At 62.2% G+C, this 18,378-nt stretch carries 17 protein-coding genes; 14 read left to right on the top strand and 3 right to left on the bottom strand.

From position 1 onward, the window contains the following. Window positions 1-42: 42 nt before the first annotated feature. Window positions 43-639 carry an HD family hydrolase gene (locus KUV26_RS12295; RefSeq protein ID WP_222508534.1) on the top strand — a complete coding sequence of 199 codons (597 nt, stop codon included), beginning with the start codon at window positions 43-45 and terminating at the stop codon, window positions 637-639. Window positions 640-642: 3 nt separating this feature from the next. Here the strand turns inward: KUV26_RS12295 and KUV26_RS12290 are convergent, their stop codons facing one another. Both KUV26_RS12290 and KUV26_RS12285 read right to left on the bottom strand, forming a co-directional pair. After that, a complete protein-coding gene (locus tag KUV26_RS12290; protein ID WP_222503689.1) occupies window positions 643-1,197 on the bottom strand; it encodes an ActR/PrrA/RegA family redox response regulator transcription factor in 555 nt (184 codons plus the stop codon). 79 nt (window positions 1,198-1,276) lie between these two features. Beyond that, entirely contained in the window at window positions 1,277-1,897 is a 621-nt protein-coding gene (locus tag KUV26_RS12285; protein WP_222508533.1) for an SCO family protein, read from the bottom strand. Between the two features lie 117 nt (window positions 1,898-2,014). On the opposite strand from KUV26_RS12285, the gene regB reads away from it, so the two are divergent. From regB to KUV26_RS12235, 10 genes are all read left to right on the top strand, one after another. Next, entirely contained in the window at window positions 2,015-3,409 is a 1,395-nt protein-coding gene (gene regB / locus KUV26_RS12280) for a sensor histidine kinase RegB (protein ID WP_222508532.1), read from the top strand. Window positions 3,410-3,498: 89 nt separating this feature from the next. Beyond that, window positions 3,499-5,046 (top strand): PAS-domain containing protein, encoded by a 1,548-nt coding sequence (locus KUV26_RS12275; protein WP_222508531.1) that lies wholly within the window; start codon window positions 3,499-3,501, stop codon window positions 5,044-5,046. A 49-nt stretch (window positions 5,047-5,095) separates the two neighbouring features. Further along, the gene (tsaE, locus tag KUV26_RS12270) at window positions 5,096-5,572 is read left to right on the top strand and encodes a tRNA (adenosine(37)-N6)-threonylcarbamoyltransferase complex ATPase subunit type 1 TsaE (protein WP_222508530.1); all 477 of its coding nucleotides are present in this window, start codon (window positions 5,096-5,098) and stop codon (window positions 5,570-5,572) included. Beyond that, complete coding sequence (locus KUV26_RS12265; protein WP_222508601.1) at window positions 5,569-6,567, top strand: aminoglycoside phosphotransferase family protein; 999 nt, start codon at window positions 5,569-5,571, stop codon at window positions 6,565-6,567. Before tsaE ends, KUV26_RS12265 begins: the two co-directional genes overlap by 4 nt. Next, complete coding sequence (locus tag KUV26_RS12260; RefSeq protein ID WP_261399854.1) at window positions 6,567-7,259, top strand: nucleotidyltransferase family protein; 693 nt, start codon at window positions 6,567-6,569, stop codon at window positions 7,257-7,259. The genes KUV26_RS12265 and KUV26_RS12260 overlap by 1 nt, the downstream gene beginning before the upstream one ends. Beyond that, a complete protein-coding gene (gene addB, locus KUV26_RS12255; protein ID WP_222508529.1) occupies window positions 7,249-10,182 on the top strand; it encodes a double-strand break repair protein AddB in 2,934 nt (977 codons plus the stop codon). Before KUV26_RS12260 ends, addB begins: the two co-directional genes overlap by 11 nt. Then, window positions 10,179-13,532 (top strand): double-strand break repair helicase AddA, encoded by a 3,354-nt coding sequence (addA, locus tag KUV26_RS12250; RefSeq protein WP_222508528.1) that lies wholly within the window; start codon window positions 10,179-10,181, stop codon window positions 13,530-13,532. The genes addB and addA overlap by 4 nt, the downstream gene beginning before the upstream one ends. A gap of 62 nt (window positions 13,533-13,594) precedes the next feature. Further along, the gene (gene trxA, locus KUV26_RS12245; protein ID WP_027235903.1) at window positions 13,595-13,915 is read left to right on the top strand and encodes a thioredoxin; all 321 of its coding nucleotides are present in this window, start codon (window positions 13,595-13,597) and stop codon (window positions 13,913-13,915) included. Between the two features lie 152 nt (window positions 13,916-14,067). Then, window positions 14,068-14,415, top strand: a complete 348-nt coding sequence (locus tag KUV26_RS12240; protein WP_222508527.1) for a Lin0512 family protein — start codon at window positions 14,068-14,070, stop codon at window positions 14,413-14,415. Beyond that, window positions 14,412-14,783 (top strand): Lin0512 family protein, encoded by a 372-nt coding sequence (locus KUV26_RS12235; protein ID WP_222508526.1) that lies wholly within the window; start codon window positions 14,412-14,414, stop codon window positions 14,781-14,783. Before KUV26_RS12240 ends, KUV26_RS12235 begins: the two co-directional genes overlap by 4 nt. A 53-nt stretch (window positions 14,784-14,836) precedes the next feature. Here KUV26_RS12235 and KUV26_RS12230 read toward each other — a convergent pair whose 3' ends face one another. Continuing rightward, window positions 14,837-15,028, bottom strand: a complete 192-nt coding sequence (locus tag KUV26_RS12230) for a DUF1127 domain-containing protein (protein ID WP_222508525.1) — start codon at window positions 15,026-15,028, stop codon at window positions 14,837-14,839. A gap of 221 nt (window positions 15,029-15,249) precedes the next feature. On the opposite strand from KUV26_RS12230, the gene hslV reads away from it, so the two are divergent. The 3 genes from hslV (at window position 15,250) to KUV26_RS12215 (ending at window position 18,377) form a co-directional block, all read left to right on the top strand. Beyond that, window positions 15,250-15,807, top strand: a complete 558-nt coding sequence (hslV, locus tag KUV26_RS12225) for an ATP-dependent protease subunit HslV (RefSeq protein ID WP_222503678.1) — start codon at window positions 15,250-15,252, stop codon at window positions 15,805-15,807. A gap of 62 nt (window positions 15,808-15,869) precedes the next feature. Then, window positions 15,870-17,180, top strand: a complete 1,311-nt coding sequence (hslU, locus tag KUV26_RS12220; protein ID WP_222508524.1) for an ATP-dependent protease ATPase subunit HslU — start codon at window positions 15,870-15,872, stop codon at window positions 17,178-17,180. A gap of 81 nt (window positions 17,181-17,261) precedes the next feature. Then, window positions 17,262-18,377: an alpha/beta hydrolase gene (locus KUV26_RS12215; RefSeq protein ID WP_222508523.1), complete on the top strand. Its 1,116-nt coding sequence runs from the start codon at window positions 17,262-17,264 to the stop codon at window positions 18,375-18,377. The last annotated feature ends 1 nt before the right edge of the window (window position 18,378 follow it).

Below are 18,378 nucleotides of genomic sequence, written 5' to 3'. Positions count from 1 at the left end.
CACAAGGTAGTCAAAGGGGCGAAAGCAGCAACAGGACGACCTATGCCCCCCCAACCCGCCCGCGCCTGGCAGAGAATGCTGTCCGGCCGCCGCCTGGATCTGCTGGATCCGACGCCCGTGGATATTGAGATCGAGGATATCGCTCACGGGCTGGCCTTCGTGGCGCGCTGGAACGGCCAGACGATGGGGGATTTTGCCTATTCAGTGGCAGAGCATTCACTGCTGGTCGAAGATATCTTCACCCGGATGCAGCCTAAGGCGCCGGTTAAATGGCGGCTGGCGGCGCTGCTGCACGATGCCCCTGAATATGTCATCGGGGACATGATCTCTCCTGTGAAGGCTGCGGTGGGCCCCGGCTACGGGGATCTCGATCAGCGGCTGACCGCGGCGATCCACCTGCGGTTCGGACTGCCGGCTGCGCTGCCCAAAACGGTAAAAGCGCAGATCAAGCGGGCGGACAAGGTCAGCGCCTGGATGGAGGCGGTGCAGATCGCGGGGTTTTCAGAAAAGGAAGCAAGCCGGTTTTTCGGCCGTCCGAAACCGGAGACCGTCGAGGGGTTGAATATCGTGCTGCGCCCGCCGCTGGAAACCCGCATGGCGTTCCTAAGCCGCCATGCGCAATTGCTAGCGCAACTCTGAGGATCAGCGCGGGCTGCGTTTGGCCAGAATACGCTGCAGGGTGCGGCGGTGCATGTTCAGCCGCCGGGCGGTTTCCGAGACGTTGCGGTCACACAGCTCATAGATCCGCTGGATATGCTCCCAGCGCACCCGGTCAGCGCTCATCGGGTTTTCCGGCGGCGGCGGCAGCTCATCACCGCTGGACAGCAGCGCGTTCATGATATCGGTGGCATCGGCCGGCTTGGACAGGTAATCGGTCGCACCGATCTTCACCGCGGCAACCGCCGTGGCAATGGCGCCATAGCCGGTCAGCACCACGACCCGGCTGTCCGGGCGCTTTTCGCGCAGCACTTCCACCACATCCAGGCCGTTGCCGTCCTCCAGCCGCAGGTCAATCACCGCGTAGGCGGGCGGGCGGGCGGTAGCGATCGCACTGCCCGCGGCAACCGATCCGGCGGTTTCCACCTCGAAGCCGCGTTTTTCCATTGCCTTAGCCAGACGCCGCAGAAACGGCTCGTCGTCATCGACCAGCAGCAGTGTCTTGTCGGGTCCAATTTCCTGCAGAGCAGTTTCGGCCATGCCCGGTCCTCCGCGCAGTTTTATCTATTGGCGCAAGAATATGTCCGGGCGGGGGAAAAGGTCAAACAGCTATCCTGCTTCAAATTTTCCCGACGAAACAAGCCGTCTTGTCGGCCATTTGCTCCGCTGTTTCATCGCGGCGGAAGAACTCCACGAACCCCGCTTCCGGCAGCACCAGGTAGGAGAAGGTGGAGTGGTCGACGAGATAGTAATCCTCATCGCCCTCGTTCTTCTTGAAATAGGTCTTGTAGGCCTTGCTCGCCGCCTTCACCTGCTCCAGAGAGCCGGTAAGCCCGATCATCTTTTCATGCAGGTTTGCGGCAAAATCCCCAACGGCTTCAGGGGTATCGCGATCCGGGTCGACGGAAATGAACACCGGTGTCACGCTGATGCCGCGCTCGGCCAGTACATCGACGGCATCCGCATTGCGAGCCGCATCCATCGGGCAGACATCGGGGCAGAAGGTGTAACCGAAATAGACGATTGACGGTTCGGTAATCACGTCCTTGTCGGTGATGGTCTCCCCGTTTCCATTGACCAGTTCGAACGGCCCGCCGATGGATTCGGTGCCACCCGCGATCTGGCTGCTGCGGCACTGCGCGAATTTGTCACCCCCGTTGCCTCCGCGGGTCAGAAACCAGGCGCCGCCCACCAGGGCGGCGACAAATGCTGCAGCTAATAGAGCAAAAACGCGGGTCATGGGATCACACTTTTCGTCAGGGAAGGGATGTTGATCGTTTGCGGCGCCAGACCTATCAAGAATTACGGCCGATGCAACTGGCGCACGGCGTCACATCTGCGGGAGCACCGGAACCGAATGAGCGATCGCCTCTTCAAGCTGACGAGCAGCCACGATCACAGCCACTGGATCCGCCTGCGCACGCTAATCCTGCTGCGCTGGGTGGCGATTGCCGGGCAGATCACCGCAATAACGGTGGCACAGCACCGGTTCAATCTGCAGCTGGAGCTGGGCCTATGCTATCTCGCTGTCGGCATTTCCGCGGCTGGCAACCTCATTGCCATCCTTGCCTTTCCGGAAAACAAGCGCCTCAGCGAATTCGAAAACTTCCTGATGGTGCTGTTCGACCTGCTGCAACTGGCCTTCCTGGTGTATCTGACGGGCGGGCTGAACAATCCCTTTGCACTGCTGGTGCTGGGGCCAGTGACAATCTCCGCCGCGGTGATGGGTCTTCGCTCCACACTGATCATCGGCGCTACTGCCATCATTCTGGTTACGCTGATGGCGGAATTCCATCTACCGCTGCGGACTGAGCAAGGGTTTGTCCTGCGGATTCCCGATGTCTTCATATTCGGGAACTGGATCGCCATCGTCATCGCCATCCTGTTCATCGGCGCCTATTCCTTCCGGGTCAGCAATGAAATGCGCCTGATGTCGGATGCGCTGAGCGCCACCCAGCTCGCCCTGTCACGCGAGCAGAAGCTGACGGATCTGGGCGGTGTCGTTGCAGCCGCTGCGCATGAGCTGGGCACCCCACTGGCAACCATCAAGCTGACCAGCGCTGAGCTGATCGAGGAACTGGACGACCGCCCTGACCTGCGCGAGGATGCAGCCCTGATCCGCGAGCAGGCCGACCGCTGCCGGGACATCCTTCGCGGGATGGGCCGCGCCGGCAAGGATGATCTGCACCTGCGCCAGGCGCCGTTTTCCACTCTGGTGACAGAAGCAGCCGAACCGCATATGCACCGGGGCAAGGCCGTTCTTTACCATGAGGAGCCACTGGAAGGCGGCGACTTTCAGCAGCCGACAGTGATGCGTAAGCCTGAAATCATCCATGGACTGCGCAACCTGGTCCAAAACGCGGTCGATTTTTCCCAATCAACGGTCTGGATAGATGCGGCCTGGGACAACGACCGGATTCTCCTGCGGATCAGCGACGACGGTCAAGGGTTTCCGCCTCATCTTCTTGGCCGCATCGGTGATCCATTCGTGCGCCGACGCCGGGGTGAAAGCGAACTGAAGCAGCGCCCAGAGTACGAGGGTATGGGTCTGGGCCTGTTCATCGCCAAGACCCTGCTGCAGCGCACCGGTGCGAAGCTGAGGTTTGCCAATGGCTCAGACCCCCACCAAACCCTGTTTCCCGGCATTGAGCGGCAAGGCGCCATCGTCGAGGTCGCCTGGCCGCGCAGGGAAATCGACGCCATGGCCGCAAGAGGCCCTGTTACCGGAAAAAATTTACCTTTAGAAATTTAACTATTCACTTTTGGGAAACCAATTAAACTTCATTTAACCATTTTTAGGGAACCATGCGGGTAAACGAGAGCTGAACTAGGCAGGAAGACATGCAGGATTTCGCGTCGATCGAATGGTTTGTACTGGCCGCACTTTGCGCTGCCACAGCAGCCGCCGCAGTCTGGTGGCTGTCACCTTCCCCCCGCCGCAGCGGTATGGAGCATGACCTGCTGGCCGCAGACGGCCGCGCCGATGCGGTGTTTCTGTTTGATGACAGCAGCCTGATCGGCTGGTCCTCCGGCGCCCGCAAGTTCATCGGCGATCAGGCGGAAAACTTCGATTGGAGCATGCTGCGGGAACAGCTGGCCCGCAGCTACCCCGGTCTGCCGCAGTCGCCCGGGTTCCTCAAGGATGTGGGACCGCTGGTGCTGTCCGGCACAGCGGCAGCAGAAAGCCGCGAAGCGCATTGCGAATGGATCGACGGGGTCACCCGCGTGCAACTGCGCCGCAGCACTTTGGAAGAGCAGAACAAATCTCTGGATCAGGAACTGACCACCCTACGCGCCGCGGTGCATCAGGCGCCCTACCCGGTCTGGCTGCAGTCGGAAGAGGGCAACGTCACCTGGTCCAATCTTGCCTATGACAACCTGAGCCAGAAGATCCGCGGCCGAGGCGCAGATTTCGCCGCCCCCCTGTTCACCGATCTCCATGACCCGATGTCCAGCGGCAAGCCGGAGCGGATCTTCATCCCGCTGCCGGAGAGCGGCAAAAAGCTGTGGTACAACGTCTCGACCACCGAAACCGAGGCCGGCTGGCTGTGCCATGCGGTCGACGTAAACGCAGTGGTCGATGCTGAAGTCGCCCAACGCAACTTTGTTCAGACCCTGGCCAAGACCTTTGCCCAGCTGTCGATCGGTCTCGCGATTTTTGACCGCAACCGCCAGCTCGTGCTGTTCAACCCGGTGCTGATCGACCTCACCGCCCTGCCCGCCAATTTTCTCAGTTCGCGGCCCAACCTGCTGACATTCTTTGACCGTCTGCGCGATCAGCGGATGATGCCGGAACCCAAGAGCTATTCCAGCTGGCGCCACCAGATGGCCGACCTGCTGGAGGCTGCCGCAGAAGGCCGCTACCAGGAAACCTGGTCGCTGCCGTCGGGGTCCGTTTACAAAGTGTCCGGCCGGCCGCATCCCGATGGCGCCATCGCTTTCCTATTCGAAGACATCACTGCAGAGGTCACCCTCACCCGCCAATTCCGCTCTGAACTTGAAATGGGCCAGTCAATTTTGGACCAGATGGACGAAGCCATCGCGGTTTTCGCTAATGACGGCAGCATGAGCTTTTCCAACAGTGCCTATGACAGTCTTTGGCAGATGGACCCGGACTCCAGCTTTGCAAAGGTATCAATCATGGACGCCAGCCGGATCTGGCAGGACACCTGTGACCCAACCCCTGTCTGGGGGGAAATCCGCGACTTTGTTGCAGGGTGTGAAGGCCGCGCCGCCTGGTGGTCCCATGTTCAGCTGCGCGACGGCACACAGATGATCTGCAAGGTCACCGCCATTCAGAACGGCGCCACAATGGTAAGCTTCCGCAGTCCTGAAAACACAGCCTTGCCGTCAGACCAGGAACGCTTCCCCGCCATCACACAGGGCTAGCCCTTTAAACCAGCTTGCAGCCTCCCGTCGGCGAAGCCATTGTACCGCCATGACGACAAATAATGCGGCCTGCACGCTGAACTCACCCGAAGAAACGGCCCAGATGGCCGTCCGAATCGCCGGCGCTCTGAGCCCCGGCGATTGCCTGTTGCTGGAAGGGGTGATCGGGGCAGGGAAAACCCATTTTGCCCGGCATCTGATCCAGTCTCTGATGGATCTCCCGGAGGATGTCCCCTCCCCCACATTCACGCTGGTGCAAACCTATGATGTGCCCGCCGGCGAACTTTGGCACACCGACCTCTACCGGTTGTCTTCCCTGGAGGAACTGGAGGAACTGGGCCTGACCGAGGCGTTTGAATCCGCGATCTGCCTGGTTGAATGGCCAGACCGGCTGGCCGATCTGACACCTCCCCACGCCCTGCACCTGACGCTGGCGCTGGACCCCGAACATGAAGACCGCCGCCATCTGACGCTCCGCTGGAGCGATCCGAAATGGCAGCCCCTGATGGAGCGCATCTGCGCATGAATGACCGCGATACCCTTTGCGACGACTTTTTGTCCGCGACACCTTATGCCGCCTGGAAGCGCGACCCGCTGGCCGGTGACGCCTCCAACCGCCGCTATGAGCGGCTGACCGGTGACGGCGGCGAAACCGTGGTGCTGATGGACGCCCCGCCGGAAAAGGGCGAAGACGTCCGCCCGTTCATCCACGTCGCCCGGTACTTGCGCGACCAGGGCCTCAGTGCCCCGGAGATTCTTGCCGAAGATGTTGAACAAGGCTTCCTGTTGCTGGAGGATCTGGGCGACGACCTGTACGCCCGGGTCGTCCTGCGTGAACCGTCGCTGGAAAAGAACATTTATGAAGCGGCAACCGACGCCCTGTTGGTATTGCACCAAGCACCGATACCGGATCTGGAGCCATATGGTCCGCGGCTGATGGCTGAAATGGCCGGTCTGGCACTTTCGAAGTACCGCACAGGTATCCTCGGCAGTCACGATTCAAACCTCCGGACCCGCTTCGAGAATCAATTCGAGGACGTTCTGCGCGAAACTGTCACTGGCGAGCCCGTTCTCGTTCAGCGCGACTACCATGCCGAAAACCTTCTATGGCTGCCAGACCGCGAGGGCGTTGCCCGTGTTGGCCTGTTGGATTTCCAGGACGCCCGCGCCGGCCACCCGGCCTATGATCTAGTGTCGCTCTTGCAGGACGCCCGGCGCGATGTGCCCGCCAGCATCGAAATGCAGATGATCAACCGCTACATCGCGGCGGCGGAGGTGGACCAATCAGGTTTCCGCACCGCCTATACCGTATTGGGTGTGCAGCGGAACTTGCGCATCCTCGGGGTCTTTGCCCGCCTCAGCATGGAAAACGGCAAACCCCATTACGTGGATCTGATTCCGCGGGTCTGGGACCATTTCATTCGCGGACTCGAGCACCCAGCGCTGGCCCCGGTGGCCGGTCTGCTGCGCGAAAGCCTTCCGGCGCCCACCCCGGAAAACCTCGACAAGCTGAGGCCCTGATGCACCGCTCCCCCGATGCAGTCATGCTGTTTGCCGCCGGCTTTGGAACTCGGATGCGGCAGCTGACCCGAGATAAACCGAAACCGATGATTGAGGTGGCGGGCCGACCGCTGATCTCCCACGCACTGGAGTTGGCCCAGGCCATCCATCCGGCCCGGATCGCCGCCAACCTGCATTACAAACCGGCGCCGCTACAAGCCCTATTGGAGCCTGAGAATGTTTGCCTCAGCCTCGAGGCGCCCGAAATACTCGACACCGGCGGCGGGCTACGCCAGGCTTTGCCTCTGCTGGGGAATGGCCCGGTTTTCACCATGAACACCGATGCTATCTGGAAAGGCCCGAACCCGCTGCAGCTGGCGCAGGAATCCTGGGATCCGGAGCGCATGGATGCGCTCTTGGTCTGTGTGCCGCTGGCTCGTGCCTTTGGCCGCACCAGCGGTGGCGATTTTACGGCAGATGCCGAGGGGCGCATCAGCCGCGGCGGTGACTTGGTCTATGGCGGTGTGCAGATCCTGAAAACTGAAAGGCTGCACCAGGTTGAAGACAAGGTTTTCTCCCTGAACGTAATCTGGAACCAGATGGCCGCAGCGGACCGGCTGTTTGCGCTGGAATATCCCGGCCGCTGGTGCGATGTGGGCAACCCCGAAGGGATCACACTGGCCGAGGACCTGATAGCCGCAGATGATGTTTGAACCATCCGCCAATCCGCGCCTGTTTGCCGTGCCTTGCGGCGTCGATTTCCCCCGTGCGCTGGTCGAGGGCTTGCGCAGCCGCAGCCAGGGCTTGCCGCCCGAGGCGCTCGCGCGGACGGAACTGATCGTCAACACCTCCCGCATGGCCCGCCGGGTGCGGAACCTGTTTGATGCTAGCCCCGCCCTGCTGCTGCCTCGGATGCTCTTGCTGACCGACTTGGCCCAGCGCGCCACGCTGGAGGGCCTGCCGCCGGCCCTGCCCCCGCTGCGGCGCCGGCTGGAGCTGTCGCAGCTGATTGCGAAACTGCTGGACACCCAGCCCGATCTCGCCTCCCGCGCCTCACTCTATGACCTGTCCGACAGCCTTGCGGCGCTGATCGACGAAATGCAGGGCGAAGGCGTCAACACAGACACGATCCGCGCGCTTGATGTCTCCGACATGTCCGGCCACTGGGCCCGGGCGCAGGCCTTCATCGGCATCGCCGATGAATTCACCGGCCTGCATGAGGGCGCGATGGATGCCCAGGCCCGGCAGCGCCAGGTGGTTTTGAACCTGATTGACCAATGGCAGGAAAGCCCGCCGCGGCATCCGGTGATCCTGGCCGGCTCTACCGGCTCACGCGGGACCACGCTGATGCTGATGCAGGCCATCGCGCGGCTGCCGCAAGGGGCGGTGGTGCTGCCCGGCTTCGACTTTGACCAGCCGGAGCATGTCTGGTCCGGGCTGGATGATCCGATGATCTCGGAGGATCACCCGCAGTACCGGTTCTACAAGCTGATGAAGGATCTGGAGCTGTCACCGGGCGACGTGCAGCCTTGGACAGAGACCCCGCCGGCCTCTCCAGAGCGCAACCGGCTGGTCTCGCTGGCCTTGCGCCCAGCCCCGGTCACCGACGCCTGGATGAGCGAAGGCCCGCTGCTGGCCGGTTTGGGCACAGCCACTGAAAACGTCACCCTGATCGAGGCCCCCAGCCCCCGCGCCGAGGCGCTGGCCATCGCGCTGCGCCTGCGCCAGGCGGCGGAAGACGGGCAGACCGCGGCACTGATCACCCCGGACCGGATGCTGACCCGCCAGGTCTCTGCAGCGCTGGACCGCTGGGACATCCTGCCCGACGACTCGGCCGGCCAGCCGTTGCAGCTGTCGCCGCCGGGCCGCTTCCTGCGCCATGTGGCGGGGCTGTTCTGCAAACTACTGACCTGCGACCGCCTGCTGACCTTGCTGAAACACCCGCTCACCCACGACGGCGCGGACCGCGGCAACCACCTGCGCCAGACCCGCGAGCTGGAATTATCCCTGCGCCGAAACGGCCCGCCCTTTCCGGATGCAAAAGCCTTCGCCAGGTTCGAGAAGGGCCGGGAGCTGACACCGGGCTGGACCGGTTGGCTGTCCGCCTGTTTCGCGGACCAAGAGATTACCGGCACCTTGCCCCTAGCGGACTGGGTCCAGCGTTTGCGCGAACTGGCCGAACGCATTGCTGCGGGCAGCCAAGCCAGTGGCTTTGGCACACTTTGGGACAAGAAAGCCGGCCAGTCTGCCCTTGCCTGCATCGAGAACCTGGAGGCCGAAGCGCCTTATGGCGGCGACATGACTGCCCGTGACTTCGCTGACCTGCTGGGCGCGCTGCTGAGCCAGGGCGAGGTCCGCGACCGCGATGCGCCCTATGGCTCAATCATGATATGGGGCACGCTGGAAGCACGCGTGCAAGGTGCCGACCTGGTGATCCTTGGCGGCCTCAACGAAGGCAGCTGGCCCGAGGCCGCCAGCCCCGACCCTTGGCTGAACCGCCAGCTGCGCAATCAGTCGGGGCTGTTGCTGCCCGAACGCCGCATCGGCCTGTCGGCCCATGACTTCCAGCAGGCTATCGCTGCGCCCGAAGTTTGGCTGACCCGCGCCGAACGCTCCGAGGAGGCCGACACCGTTCCCTCCCGCTGGCTGAACCGGCTGACCAACCTGCTGTCCGGCCTGCCGGAACAGGGCGGTCGCGCGGCACTTGACACCATGCGGGCCAAGGGCCGCCAATGGCTCGGCTGGGCGGAAGCGCTGGAAGAACCCACACCGATCCCACAATATCCCCGCCCGTCCCCCTGCCCGCCGGTGGCGGCCCGCCCGCGGCGGCTCACAATCACTGAAATTCCGCGGCTGATCCGCGACCCCTATGCGATCTATGCCAAACATGTGCTGCGCTTGAGGCCGCTCAACCCGCTGGTGCAGGAGCCAGACGCCCTGCTGCGCGGTATCGTGGTGCATGAGGTGTTTGAACACTTCATCAAGGAAGCCCAGGCAGACCCTTCCCTGCTGACGGCGGAGCAGCTGATCGGCAAAACCCGCGAACTGCTGGAAACCCACGTGCCCTGGCCTGTCGCACGCATCCTGTGGCACAGCCGCATCCGCAAGATTGCCGGCGACTTCGTCTTGGCGGAGCAGGAGCGTCAGGCCCGCGCCAAGCCGGTCGCCTTCGAGGCCAAGGGCAGCGCCCGGCTGATCCCGCTGGATTTCACCATCGCCTGCCGCGCCGACCGGATCGACATGGACGACCGCGGCTTCCTGCATCTCTACGACTACAAGACGGGCACGCCGCCCAGCGAGTCGCAGCAGAAGAAATTCGAAAAACAGCTGCTGATCGAGGCCGCCATGGCCGAGGAAGGCGCCTTTGACGACCTCGGCCCGGCGGAAGTGGCGCGTGCCCTGTTCATAGGATTGGGTAGTAAACTAAGCGAGGTGCGCGCACCGCTGGAGGATGAGCCGCCCGCAAAGGTCTGGGATGAGCTGCGCACGCTGATCGGAGCCTATTTCGAGCCTAACCAAGGCTATTCGAGCCGCCGCATGGTGCACCGGGATGACATCGCCGGCGATTACGACCACCTGGCGCGCTACGGCGAATGGGACCGCAGCGCCGAACCGCAGCCGGAGGATCTGGCATGACCATCCGCGACGCCGCCTCAGAGGCGCAGTTCCGCGCTGCGCGGCCCGATGCCTCCACATGGCTGGCCGCCAACGCAGGCTCCGGAAAGACCAAGGTACTGACCGACCGGGTTGCGCGGCTGCTGCTGAAGGGTGTGCAGCCGCAGCACATCCTCTGCCTCACCTATACCAAGGCTGCCGCCAGCGAGATGCAGAACCGGCTGTTCAAGCGGCTGGGGGAATGGGCGATGCTGGGTGATCCGGCGCTGATCGCAGCACTGACCGAACTGGGGGAGGTCAGCACCGCTGCAGAGGATCTGGCCAAGGCGCGCACCCTGTTTGCCCGCGCGATCGAGACGCCGGGCGGGCTGAAGATCCAGACCATCCACTCCTTTTGCTCCTCGCTGCTGCGCCGCTTCCCGCTGGAGGCCGGTGTCAGCCCGCAGTTTTCTGAGATGGATGACCGCGCGGGCCAGTTGCTGCGGGCAGAAATCATGGAGGATCTTGCCCAAGGCGCCGAGGCGCCGCTGGTGGATACCCTGGCGCGCCATGTCAGCGACAGCGATTTCGAAACGCTCACGTCTGCCATCTGCCAGCGCCGCGCCGATTTCGGCGAGCCGTTGGACTGGAACGGGCTGCTGGACCTGTTCGGGCTGCCCGAAGGCTTTGACGAGACCGCGCTGGAGGCCCTGGTGTTCCTGGGCGGCGAGGAAGAGCTGCTGCAGCACACCCGTGACATGCTGGGGCAGGGCGGCACCACGGATCAGAGGGCAGCGGCCAAGCTCGTCGGCATCACCCAGCCCACGCTCGCCGATCTGGACACGTTGGAAAGCGTGTTTCTGACCGGTGCCAGCGCCAAGGAACCGTTCACCGCCAAAATAGACAAGTTCCCAACCAAGAAACTGCGCGAATCCCACTTGTCCCTGATGGATCAGCTGGAACCGCTGATGCGGCGGGTCGAGGACGCCCGGGCAAAACGCCTGGCGCTGACGGCAGCGCGCAAGAGCCATGATCTGCACCGCTTTGCTGCTGCCTTCCTGCCGGAATACGAGCGCCGCAAGCAGCTGCGCGGCTGGCTCGACTTTGACGACCTGATCCTCAAGGCCCGCCAGCTGCTGAACGATCCGGGTGTTGCTGCTTGGGTGCTTTACCGGCTGGACGGCGGCATCGACCACATTCTGGTGGACGAGGCGCAGGACACCAGCCCGGTGCAGTGGGACGTGATCGAGAAGCTGGCGCAGGAATTTACGGCCGGCGAGGGGGCGCGCTCGGACGTTGAGCGTACGATCTTCGTGGTCGGCGACAAGAAGCAGTCGATCTATTCCTTCCAGGGTGCCGATCCGGATGCCTTTGACCGGATGCAGCAGGAATTCGGCAACCGGCTAGCCGAGACCGGGGCAGGGCTGCAGGACGCCTCGCTCGAATTCTCCTTCCGCTCCTCCGCCGCGATCCTGAAACTGGTGGACCTGGTGTTCCGCGACAGCCCGCGCGCAGGTTTCCGCAAGGAGGCGCTGCACCGCGCCTTCAAGTCCGACCTGCCGGGCCGGGTGGATCTTTGGCCGGTGGTCGGCAAGGTCGAGGATGACGAGGATCCTGACTGGACCAGCCCCGTCGACCGACCCAGCAGCCGCCACCACACGGTGATCCTGGCCGAACGCATCGCGCGTTCGATCAAACAGATGATCGAAACCGGCGTCACCATCCCCGAAGACGGCCCTGAGCGCGGTACCTTTCAGCGCCGCCCGGTGCAGGCCGGTGACTTCCTGATCCTGGTGCAGCGCCGCTCCGATCTGTTCTCGGAGATCATCCGCGCCTGCAAGAACGCTGAACTGCCCATCGCCGGCGCCGACCGGCTCAAGGTAGGCGCCGAACTGGCGGTCAAGGATATCGCTGCGCTGCTGCGCTTCCTGGCGCTTCCGGAGGACTCACTGTCTCTGGCGGAGGCGCTGAAATCGCCGCTGTTCGGCTGGACGGAACAGGCTCTGTTCGACCTCGCACACCGGCGCGAGGCGATGTACCTCTGGCCGGCTTTGCGGAACCGGGCAATGGAATACCCCGAAACCATGGCGGTCCTTAATGACCTGCGGGCCAATGCAGATTTTCTGCGGCCCTACGACTTGATCGAGCGGATTCTGACCCGCCACTGTGGTCGTCAGAAACTTCTGGGCCGGCTGGGCCCGGAGGCTGAGGACGGTATCAACGCGCTGCTGTCGCAGGCGCTGGCCTATGAGCGCACAGATGTGCCCAGCCTCACCGGCTTCCTGGTCTGGATGCAGACCGATGATCTGGAGATCAAACGCCAGATGGGTGCGGCTGGCAACATGATCCGGGTGATGTCGGTTCATGGCTCCAAGGGTTTGGAAGCGCCGATCGTGATCCTGCCGGACACCGCCAAACGGCAAGCACCGCGGGACGCGGAAATTATGCTGGTCGATGGCACTCCGGTCTGGAAACTGCCCAAGGACCAGATGCCACCCGCCATGCTGGCAGCCCGCGAAGCCGCGCAGGAGAAACTGCAGAACGAACGGCTGCGGCTGTTGTATGTGGCTCTGACCCGGGCGGAAAAATGGCTGATTGTCGCTGCCGCCGGCGAAGTGGGCGAGCAAGGCGACAGCTGGTACCGGCTGACGGAACATGCAATGCACGACGGCGGTGCGGTGGAATTCGACACCCAGGGCGGCACCGGCCTTCGGCTGCAGCATGGCGATTGGGATGGCCTGCCTCTGGTCGTTCCTGAGGCAAATGAAATTCCAAAACATGAGCTGCCTGAGGTCTTCACCCGCCCGGCCAAACCCTATGCAGCGCCGGCGCCGGCGCTCAGCCCTTCCGATCTGGGTGGAGCCAAGGCGCTGCCCGGCGATCAGGGGCTCGATGAAGAGGCAGCCAAGGCCCGGGGCACCCGCCTGCACCTGCTGCTGGAACACTTGCCCGGCAGGCCGGAAACAGGCTGGCCGCGGCTGGCACGGAACCTGCTGCAAGGGGCGGCCGACTGTGCGGAACTTCTGGCGGAGGCCTCGGCGGTTCTGCAGAATGCCGCCGTGGCAGATGTGTTTCATCCCGACACGCTGGCGGAAGTTCCCATCACCGCAGATCTGCTTGGAACCCGGCTGCATGGCATCATCGACCGTTTGATCGTCACACCGGACAAGGTTATTGCAGTTGATTTCAAATCCAATGCCACCTTCCCTGTGACCCCGGAGCAGTGCCCCGAAGGACTTCTGCGCCAAATGGGTGCCTATGCATATGCGCTACAGCAAATCTACCCCGGCCGAACGATCGAGACCGCGCTGCTTTGGACCCGTTCCGCTACTCTCATGCCGCTGCCGCACGAACTTGTGACAGCCGCGCTAATGCGGCGTCTGGAACCTTGACGATCCTTTAAGCCGTACCTAGGTTCCAACTCCAGTTGCCACACACTCATGGAGACATGCATATGTCCACCGTAGCCGTCACCGACGCCACCTTTGACGCCGAAGTCAAGAACTCCGATATCCCCGTTGTGGTGGATTTCTGGGCTGAGTGGTGCGGTCCCTGTAAGCAGATCGGCCCGGCTCTGGAAGAGCTGGCCGCGGAATTCGACGGCAAGGTGAAAATTGCCAAGGTCGACGTTGACAGCAACCCGAACGCCGCCGCTGCCATGGGCGTGCGCGGCATCCCGGCGCTGTTCATCTTCAAGGACGGCCAAGTGATCTCCAACCGCGCCGGCGCGGCCCCAAAGGCTGCGCTGCAGAGCTGGATCGAAGAGTCGATCTGAGCCGGATCCAAGACGGGAATTCAAGGGCTGTCCCCGCCGGGGCGGCCCTTTTTTCTTGCTCCGGTCTGGTTTAGCCGCGAACCTCAAACTGGCTCTTTCCTTTGTTGTTCATGCCTGCAACGGTCCGCTCCAGGACAAATTCAGGAGGCAGCATGGCAAAGACACCGGTCCTGGTTGAATTCGGCATGGGCACATCGCTCAGGCGCGAAGATTACACCGAAGCCGCCCGCCGCGCGATCAGGGACGCGCTATGGCACAATTCCGTCAACATGGCGGAACTCTTCGATTTCTCAAAAGAGGACATGATCATCGACGCAGAGGTCGGGGTCCAGAAACCGGCGGAGGTGGACAAGGGCGCGCTCCTGAAAATCATTCCCTACGGCCAGCCCCGCATCCGTGTGGTTGAAGGCGGGCTGGACATTGAAAAGCCGCATGGCGGGCGCACGGTGATCGCCAATGCGGCCATTACCGTGTCGTTTGACATGGAGGCTGCGGAATGAGCGAAAAGCGTATTATCCTCGAAATGGGCACAGGCAACGACCTGTACGGTCAAAACTATACCAAGGCAGCTTGCCGCGCCGTGCAGGACGCATTGCACCATTCCTCGATCACCTTGTTTGCAAAACTTGGAATCGACCACAGCGAAATGCGGGTGGAGGTGACCATCGGTGTGCAACAGCCGGAAGCGGTGGACTGCGGTCTGGTGGCGCTAGAGCTGCCCCGGGGCCGTGCCAATGTGCGCGCCGTCAAAGGCGGGCTGGATGTTGAGGACGCTGAAGCCGGAACCCGCCATGTGGTTGCTACCGCTGCAATCGAGGCCTGGCTGCCGGATCAGGCTGGTAAGTACAAGATCGCTTGCCAGAAATGAAAAAAGCCGCCCGTTTCTGGGCGGCTCATTCAAAATCTTCGATCATTGCAGTCTCAGATCTTAGCGATGTCAGAGCGGCTCAGGCCGATGTCATCCAGCTGCGCATCCGACAGCTGTGCCAGCGCCTTGCGGGTTTGGCGGGCTTCATACCACTCCAGGATGGATTCTTTCACGTTAGCCACTGCATCGACCACGCGGAGAACGGTGACTGCTCCGAGCGGCGCATGAATGTTTGCGGTCGTCATTTGCGCATATCCTTCTAAGAAACAGCCGACCCTGTGCCGGTTGTGAGCCCCATGTAGGATTTACTGCTGAGTCCCGCAAATGCCCGTTCAACAGCCCCGCTTTGCAGTTTCTGCATAGCAGCAAAACCTCATCCAGCCTTTCCGGCTCCCGGGAACCGGCACGCTCCCTTGTGCCAGCGGGGCGATGGTTCCATATAGGGGGCAACCAAACGGAGGCATAAATGGCAGACGATCAATTCCCCGGCTGGCACGGCACCACCATCATCGGTGTCAAGAAAGATGGCCAGGTGGTCATCGCCGGCGACGGCCAGGTGTCGCTGGGGCAGACTGTGATCAAGGGCACCGCCCGCAAGGTGCGCCGACTGTCGCCCGGCGGTTTCGATGTGGTGGCAGGCTTTGCCGGCTCGACAGCCGATGCGTTTACCCTGCTGGAGCGACTGGAAGCCAAGCTGGAAGCAACCCCCGGCCAGCTCGCCCGCGCCAGTGTCGAGCTGGCCAAAGACTGGCGCACCGATAAATACCTGCAGAAGCTGGAAGCAATGCTGATCGTCACTGACGGCGCCGACATGTTCGTCATCACCGGTGCCGGCGACGTGCTCGAACCGGAACATGATGTCGCTGCCATCGGCTCAGGCGGAAATTTTGCTCTGGCGGCGGCCCGCGGCATGATGGACAGCGGTAAATCCGCCGAAGCCGTGGCGCGGGACGCCATGGCCATTGCCGCAGATATCTGCGTCTACACCAATGGAAACCTGACCGTCGAAACTATCGGCGGATAAGAATTTCCCTCTAAATTCTTGGCAAAACTTCAATCGGAAGTTTTGTCCCGGAAAGGACTGACATGACCGATCTGACCCCCCGCGAAATCGTCTCAGAGCTGGACCGCTTCATCATCGGCCAGAAGGAAGCCAAACGGGCTGTGGCCGTTGCACTGCGCAGCCGCTGGCGGCGCAAGCAGTTGGACGACGATCTGCGCGACGAGGTGTATCCCAAGAATATCCTGATGATCGGCCCCACCGGCGTCGGCAAGACCGAGATCTCCCGCCGCCTGGCCAAGCTGGCCCGCGCGCCCTTCATCAAGGTGGAAGCCACCAAGTTCACCGAAGTCGGCTATGTCGGGCGGGACGTGGAACAGATCATCCGCGATTTGGTCGACAGCGCCATAGCCCAAACCCGCGAGTACATGCGCGAGGACGTCAAGGCCAACGCCCACAAGGCGGCGGAAGACCGGGTTGTGGAAGCCATCGCCGGCAGCGATGCCCGTGAAGCGACCCGCGAGATGTTCCGCAAGAAGCTGAAAGCGGGGGAGCTCGACGACACGGTGATCGAGCTGGACGTGGCCGACACCTCCAACCCGATGGGCATGTTCGAAATCCCCGGCCAGCCGGGCGGCGGCAACATGGGCATGCTGAACCTTGGCGACCTGTTCGGCAAGGCGATGGGCGGGCGCACCACCCGAAAGAAGATGACTGTCGCTGAAAGCTATGAGGTGCTGATCGGCGAAGAAGCAGACAAGCTCTTGGATGACGAAACCGTCACCCGCACCGCGCTGGACTCGGTGGAGCAGAATGGCATCGTGTTCCTGGATGAGATCGACAAGGTCTGCGCCCGCCAGGAAACCCGCGGCGGCGATGTCAGCCGCGAGGGCGTGCAGCGCGACCTGCTGCCGCTGATCGAAGGCACCACCGTCAGCACCAAGCACGGGCCGGTGAAGACCGACCACATCCTGTTCATCGCCTCCGGTGCCTTTCACATCGCCAAACCCTCGGACCTGCTGCCCGAACTGCAGGGCCGCCTGCCGATCCGGGTGAACCTGCGGGCGCTGACCGAAGAGGATTTCGTTCGCATCCTGACCGAAACCGACAACGCGCTGACCCGCCAGTACACGGCGCTGATGGGTACAGAGAAAGTCGAAGTATCGTTCACCAAGGACGGTATTGCCGCTCTGGCCAAGATTGCAGCCGAGGTGAACCAGACCGTGGAGAACATCGGCGCCCGCCGCCTTTACACCGTGATGGAGCGGGTGTTTGAAGAACTGTCGTTCACCGCGCCTGACCGGTCGGGTGAAGCGGTAACTGTGGACGCCTCTTTTGTGAAGAAGAACCTTGGCGAGCTTGGCCGCTCTGCGGATGTCAGCCGTTACGTGCTGTAAGCCGCTTAGGCCGCACGCAGCCACTAGACAAAGGCAGCAGGCCGGTTAGCCTGCTGCCATTTGGTTTTGAGGGCGAAAATCATGCATGGCCTGCGCGCATCTTGCGTATTTCTGGTGGTCGGTTTTGCCGGCTGCACGGACAGGTCTTTCTCGCCTACGGTCCCCGAAGCGCTGGATATCGGCACTCCTAAAACCGTTTTTGCCGCAACGAACCGAGATCCGCTGCCGGATGGCACATTCGGTTCAGAGCGGGCTGATGAACTCAGTCTTCTGGAACTTACGGTGTCCATTCCCCCGGAACACAAGCCCGGATCCTTGAAGTTCGGCTACACAAACCCGGATCCCGCCACGGAATTCACCATGGCAGGGCGCAGGAAATTCGAAAGTGAAGCAAGTTTTTCTGCCCGGATGCAGCAGGAATTGGCCAAGTTTCCTTCCGGTGAGCGGGACGTGACGGTTTTTGTGCATGGGTTTAACTCCACACAAGCGGAAACGGCATTCCGAGCTGCTCAGCTGACCCACGATATCAATGTTCCAGGTGCAACAGTCATCTATTCTTGGCCCAGTAAGGGTAAAGCGCTTGGCTATGCCTATGACGGAGACAGTGTTTTGTTTGCCCGGGACGGGCTGGAATCGCTGCTTCGCAAACTTCGTACTAACGGAACAGGCCGGATCGTCGTGGTGGCCCATTCCATGGGCGGGCTCCTGACCATGGAGGCGCTCAGGCAGATCGAAATCAAAACTCCAGGATGGTCCGCGGCTAATCTCGGCGGTGTGGTGCTGATGTCGCCGGATCTTGATGTTGACGTGTTCAATTCGCAGATGCAGCGCTTTGCCGAAGTCCCCCAGCCGTTTCTGATCTTTGTGTCGCAAAAAGATAGTGTTCTGACCCTCTCTCAGCGGCTGCGCGGTTTGGATGGGCGTGCGAGATTGGGCAATCTGAACAATATCGAGGACATCAGCGAGCTGCCGGTGGAAGTCATCGATACAACGGCCTTTGCTGACGAAGCGGAGTCGCAGCATTTTGTTGCCGCTAGTTCACCCGCACTGCTGGCCCTATTGAACGGCGCGCGGGAAACAGCACAGACTTTTGCACGGGATCAGGACCGACTGCGACGGATTCTCCCCGGTCAAATCATTGTTCGGGACAACGTTATCTCAGTCGCGCTGGAAAGCCCGGTATCTGACAACAGATGAC

This window comes from Leisingera daeponensis (genome assembly GCF_019801465.1).
In the GTDB taxonomy this organism is placed as follows: Bacteria; Pseudomonadota; Alphaproteobacteria; order Rhodobacterales; family Rhodobacteraceae; genus Leisingera; species Leisingera daeponensis_A.
This window is presented reverse-complemented; position numbering and strand designations above follow the sequence as displayed.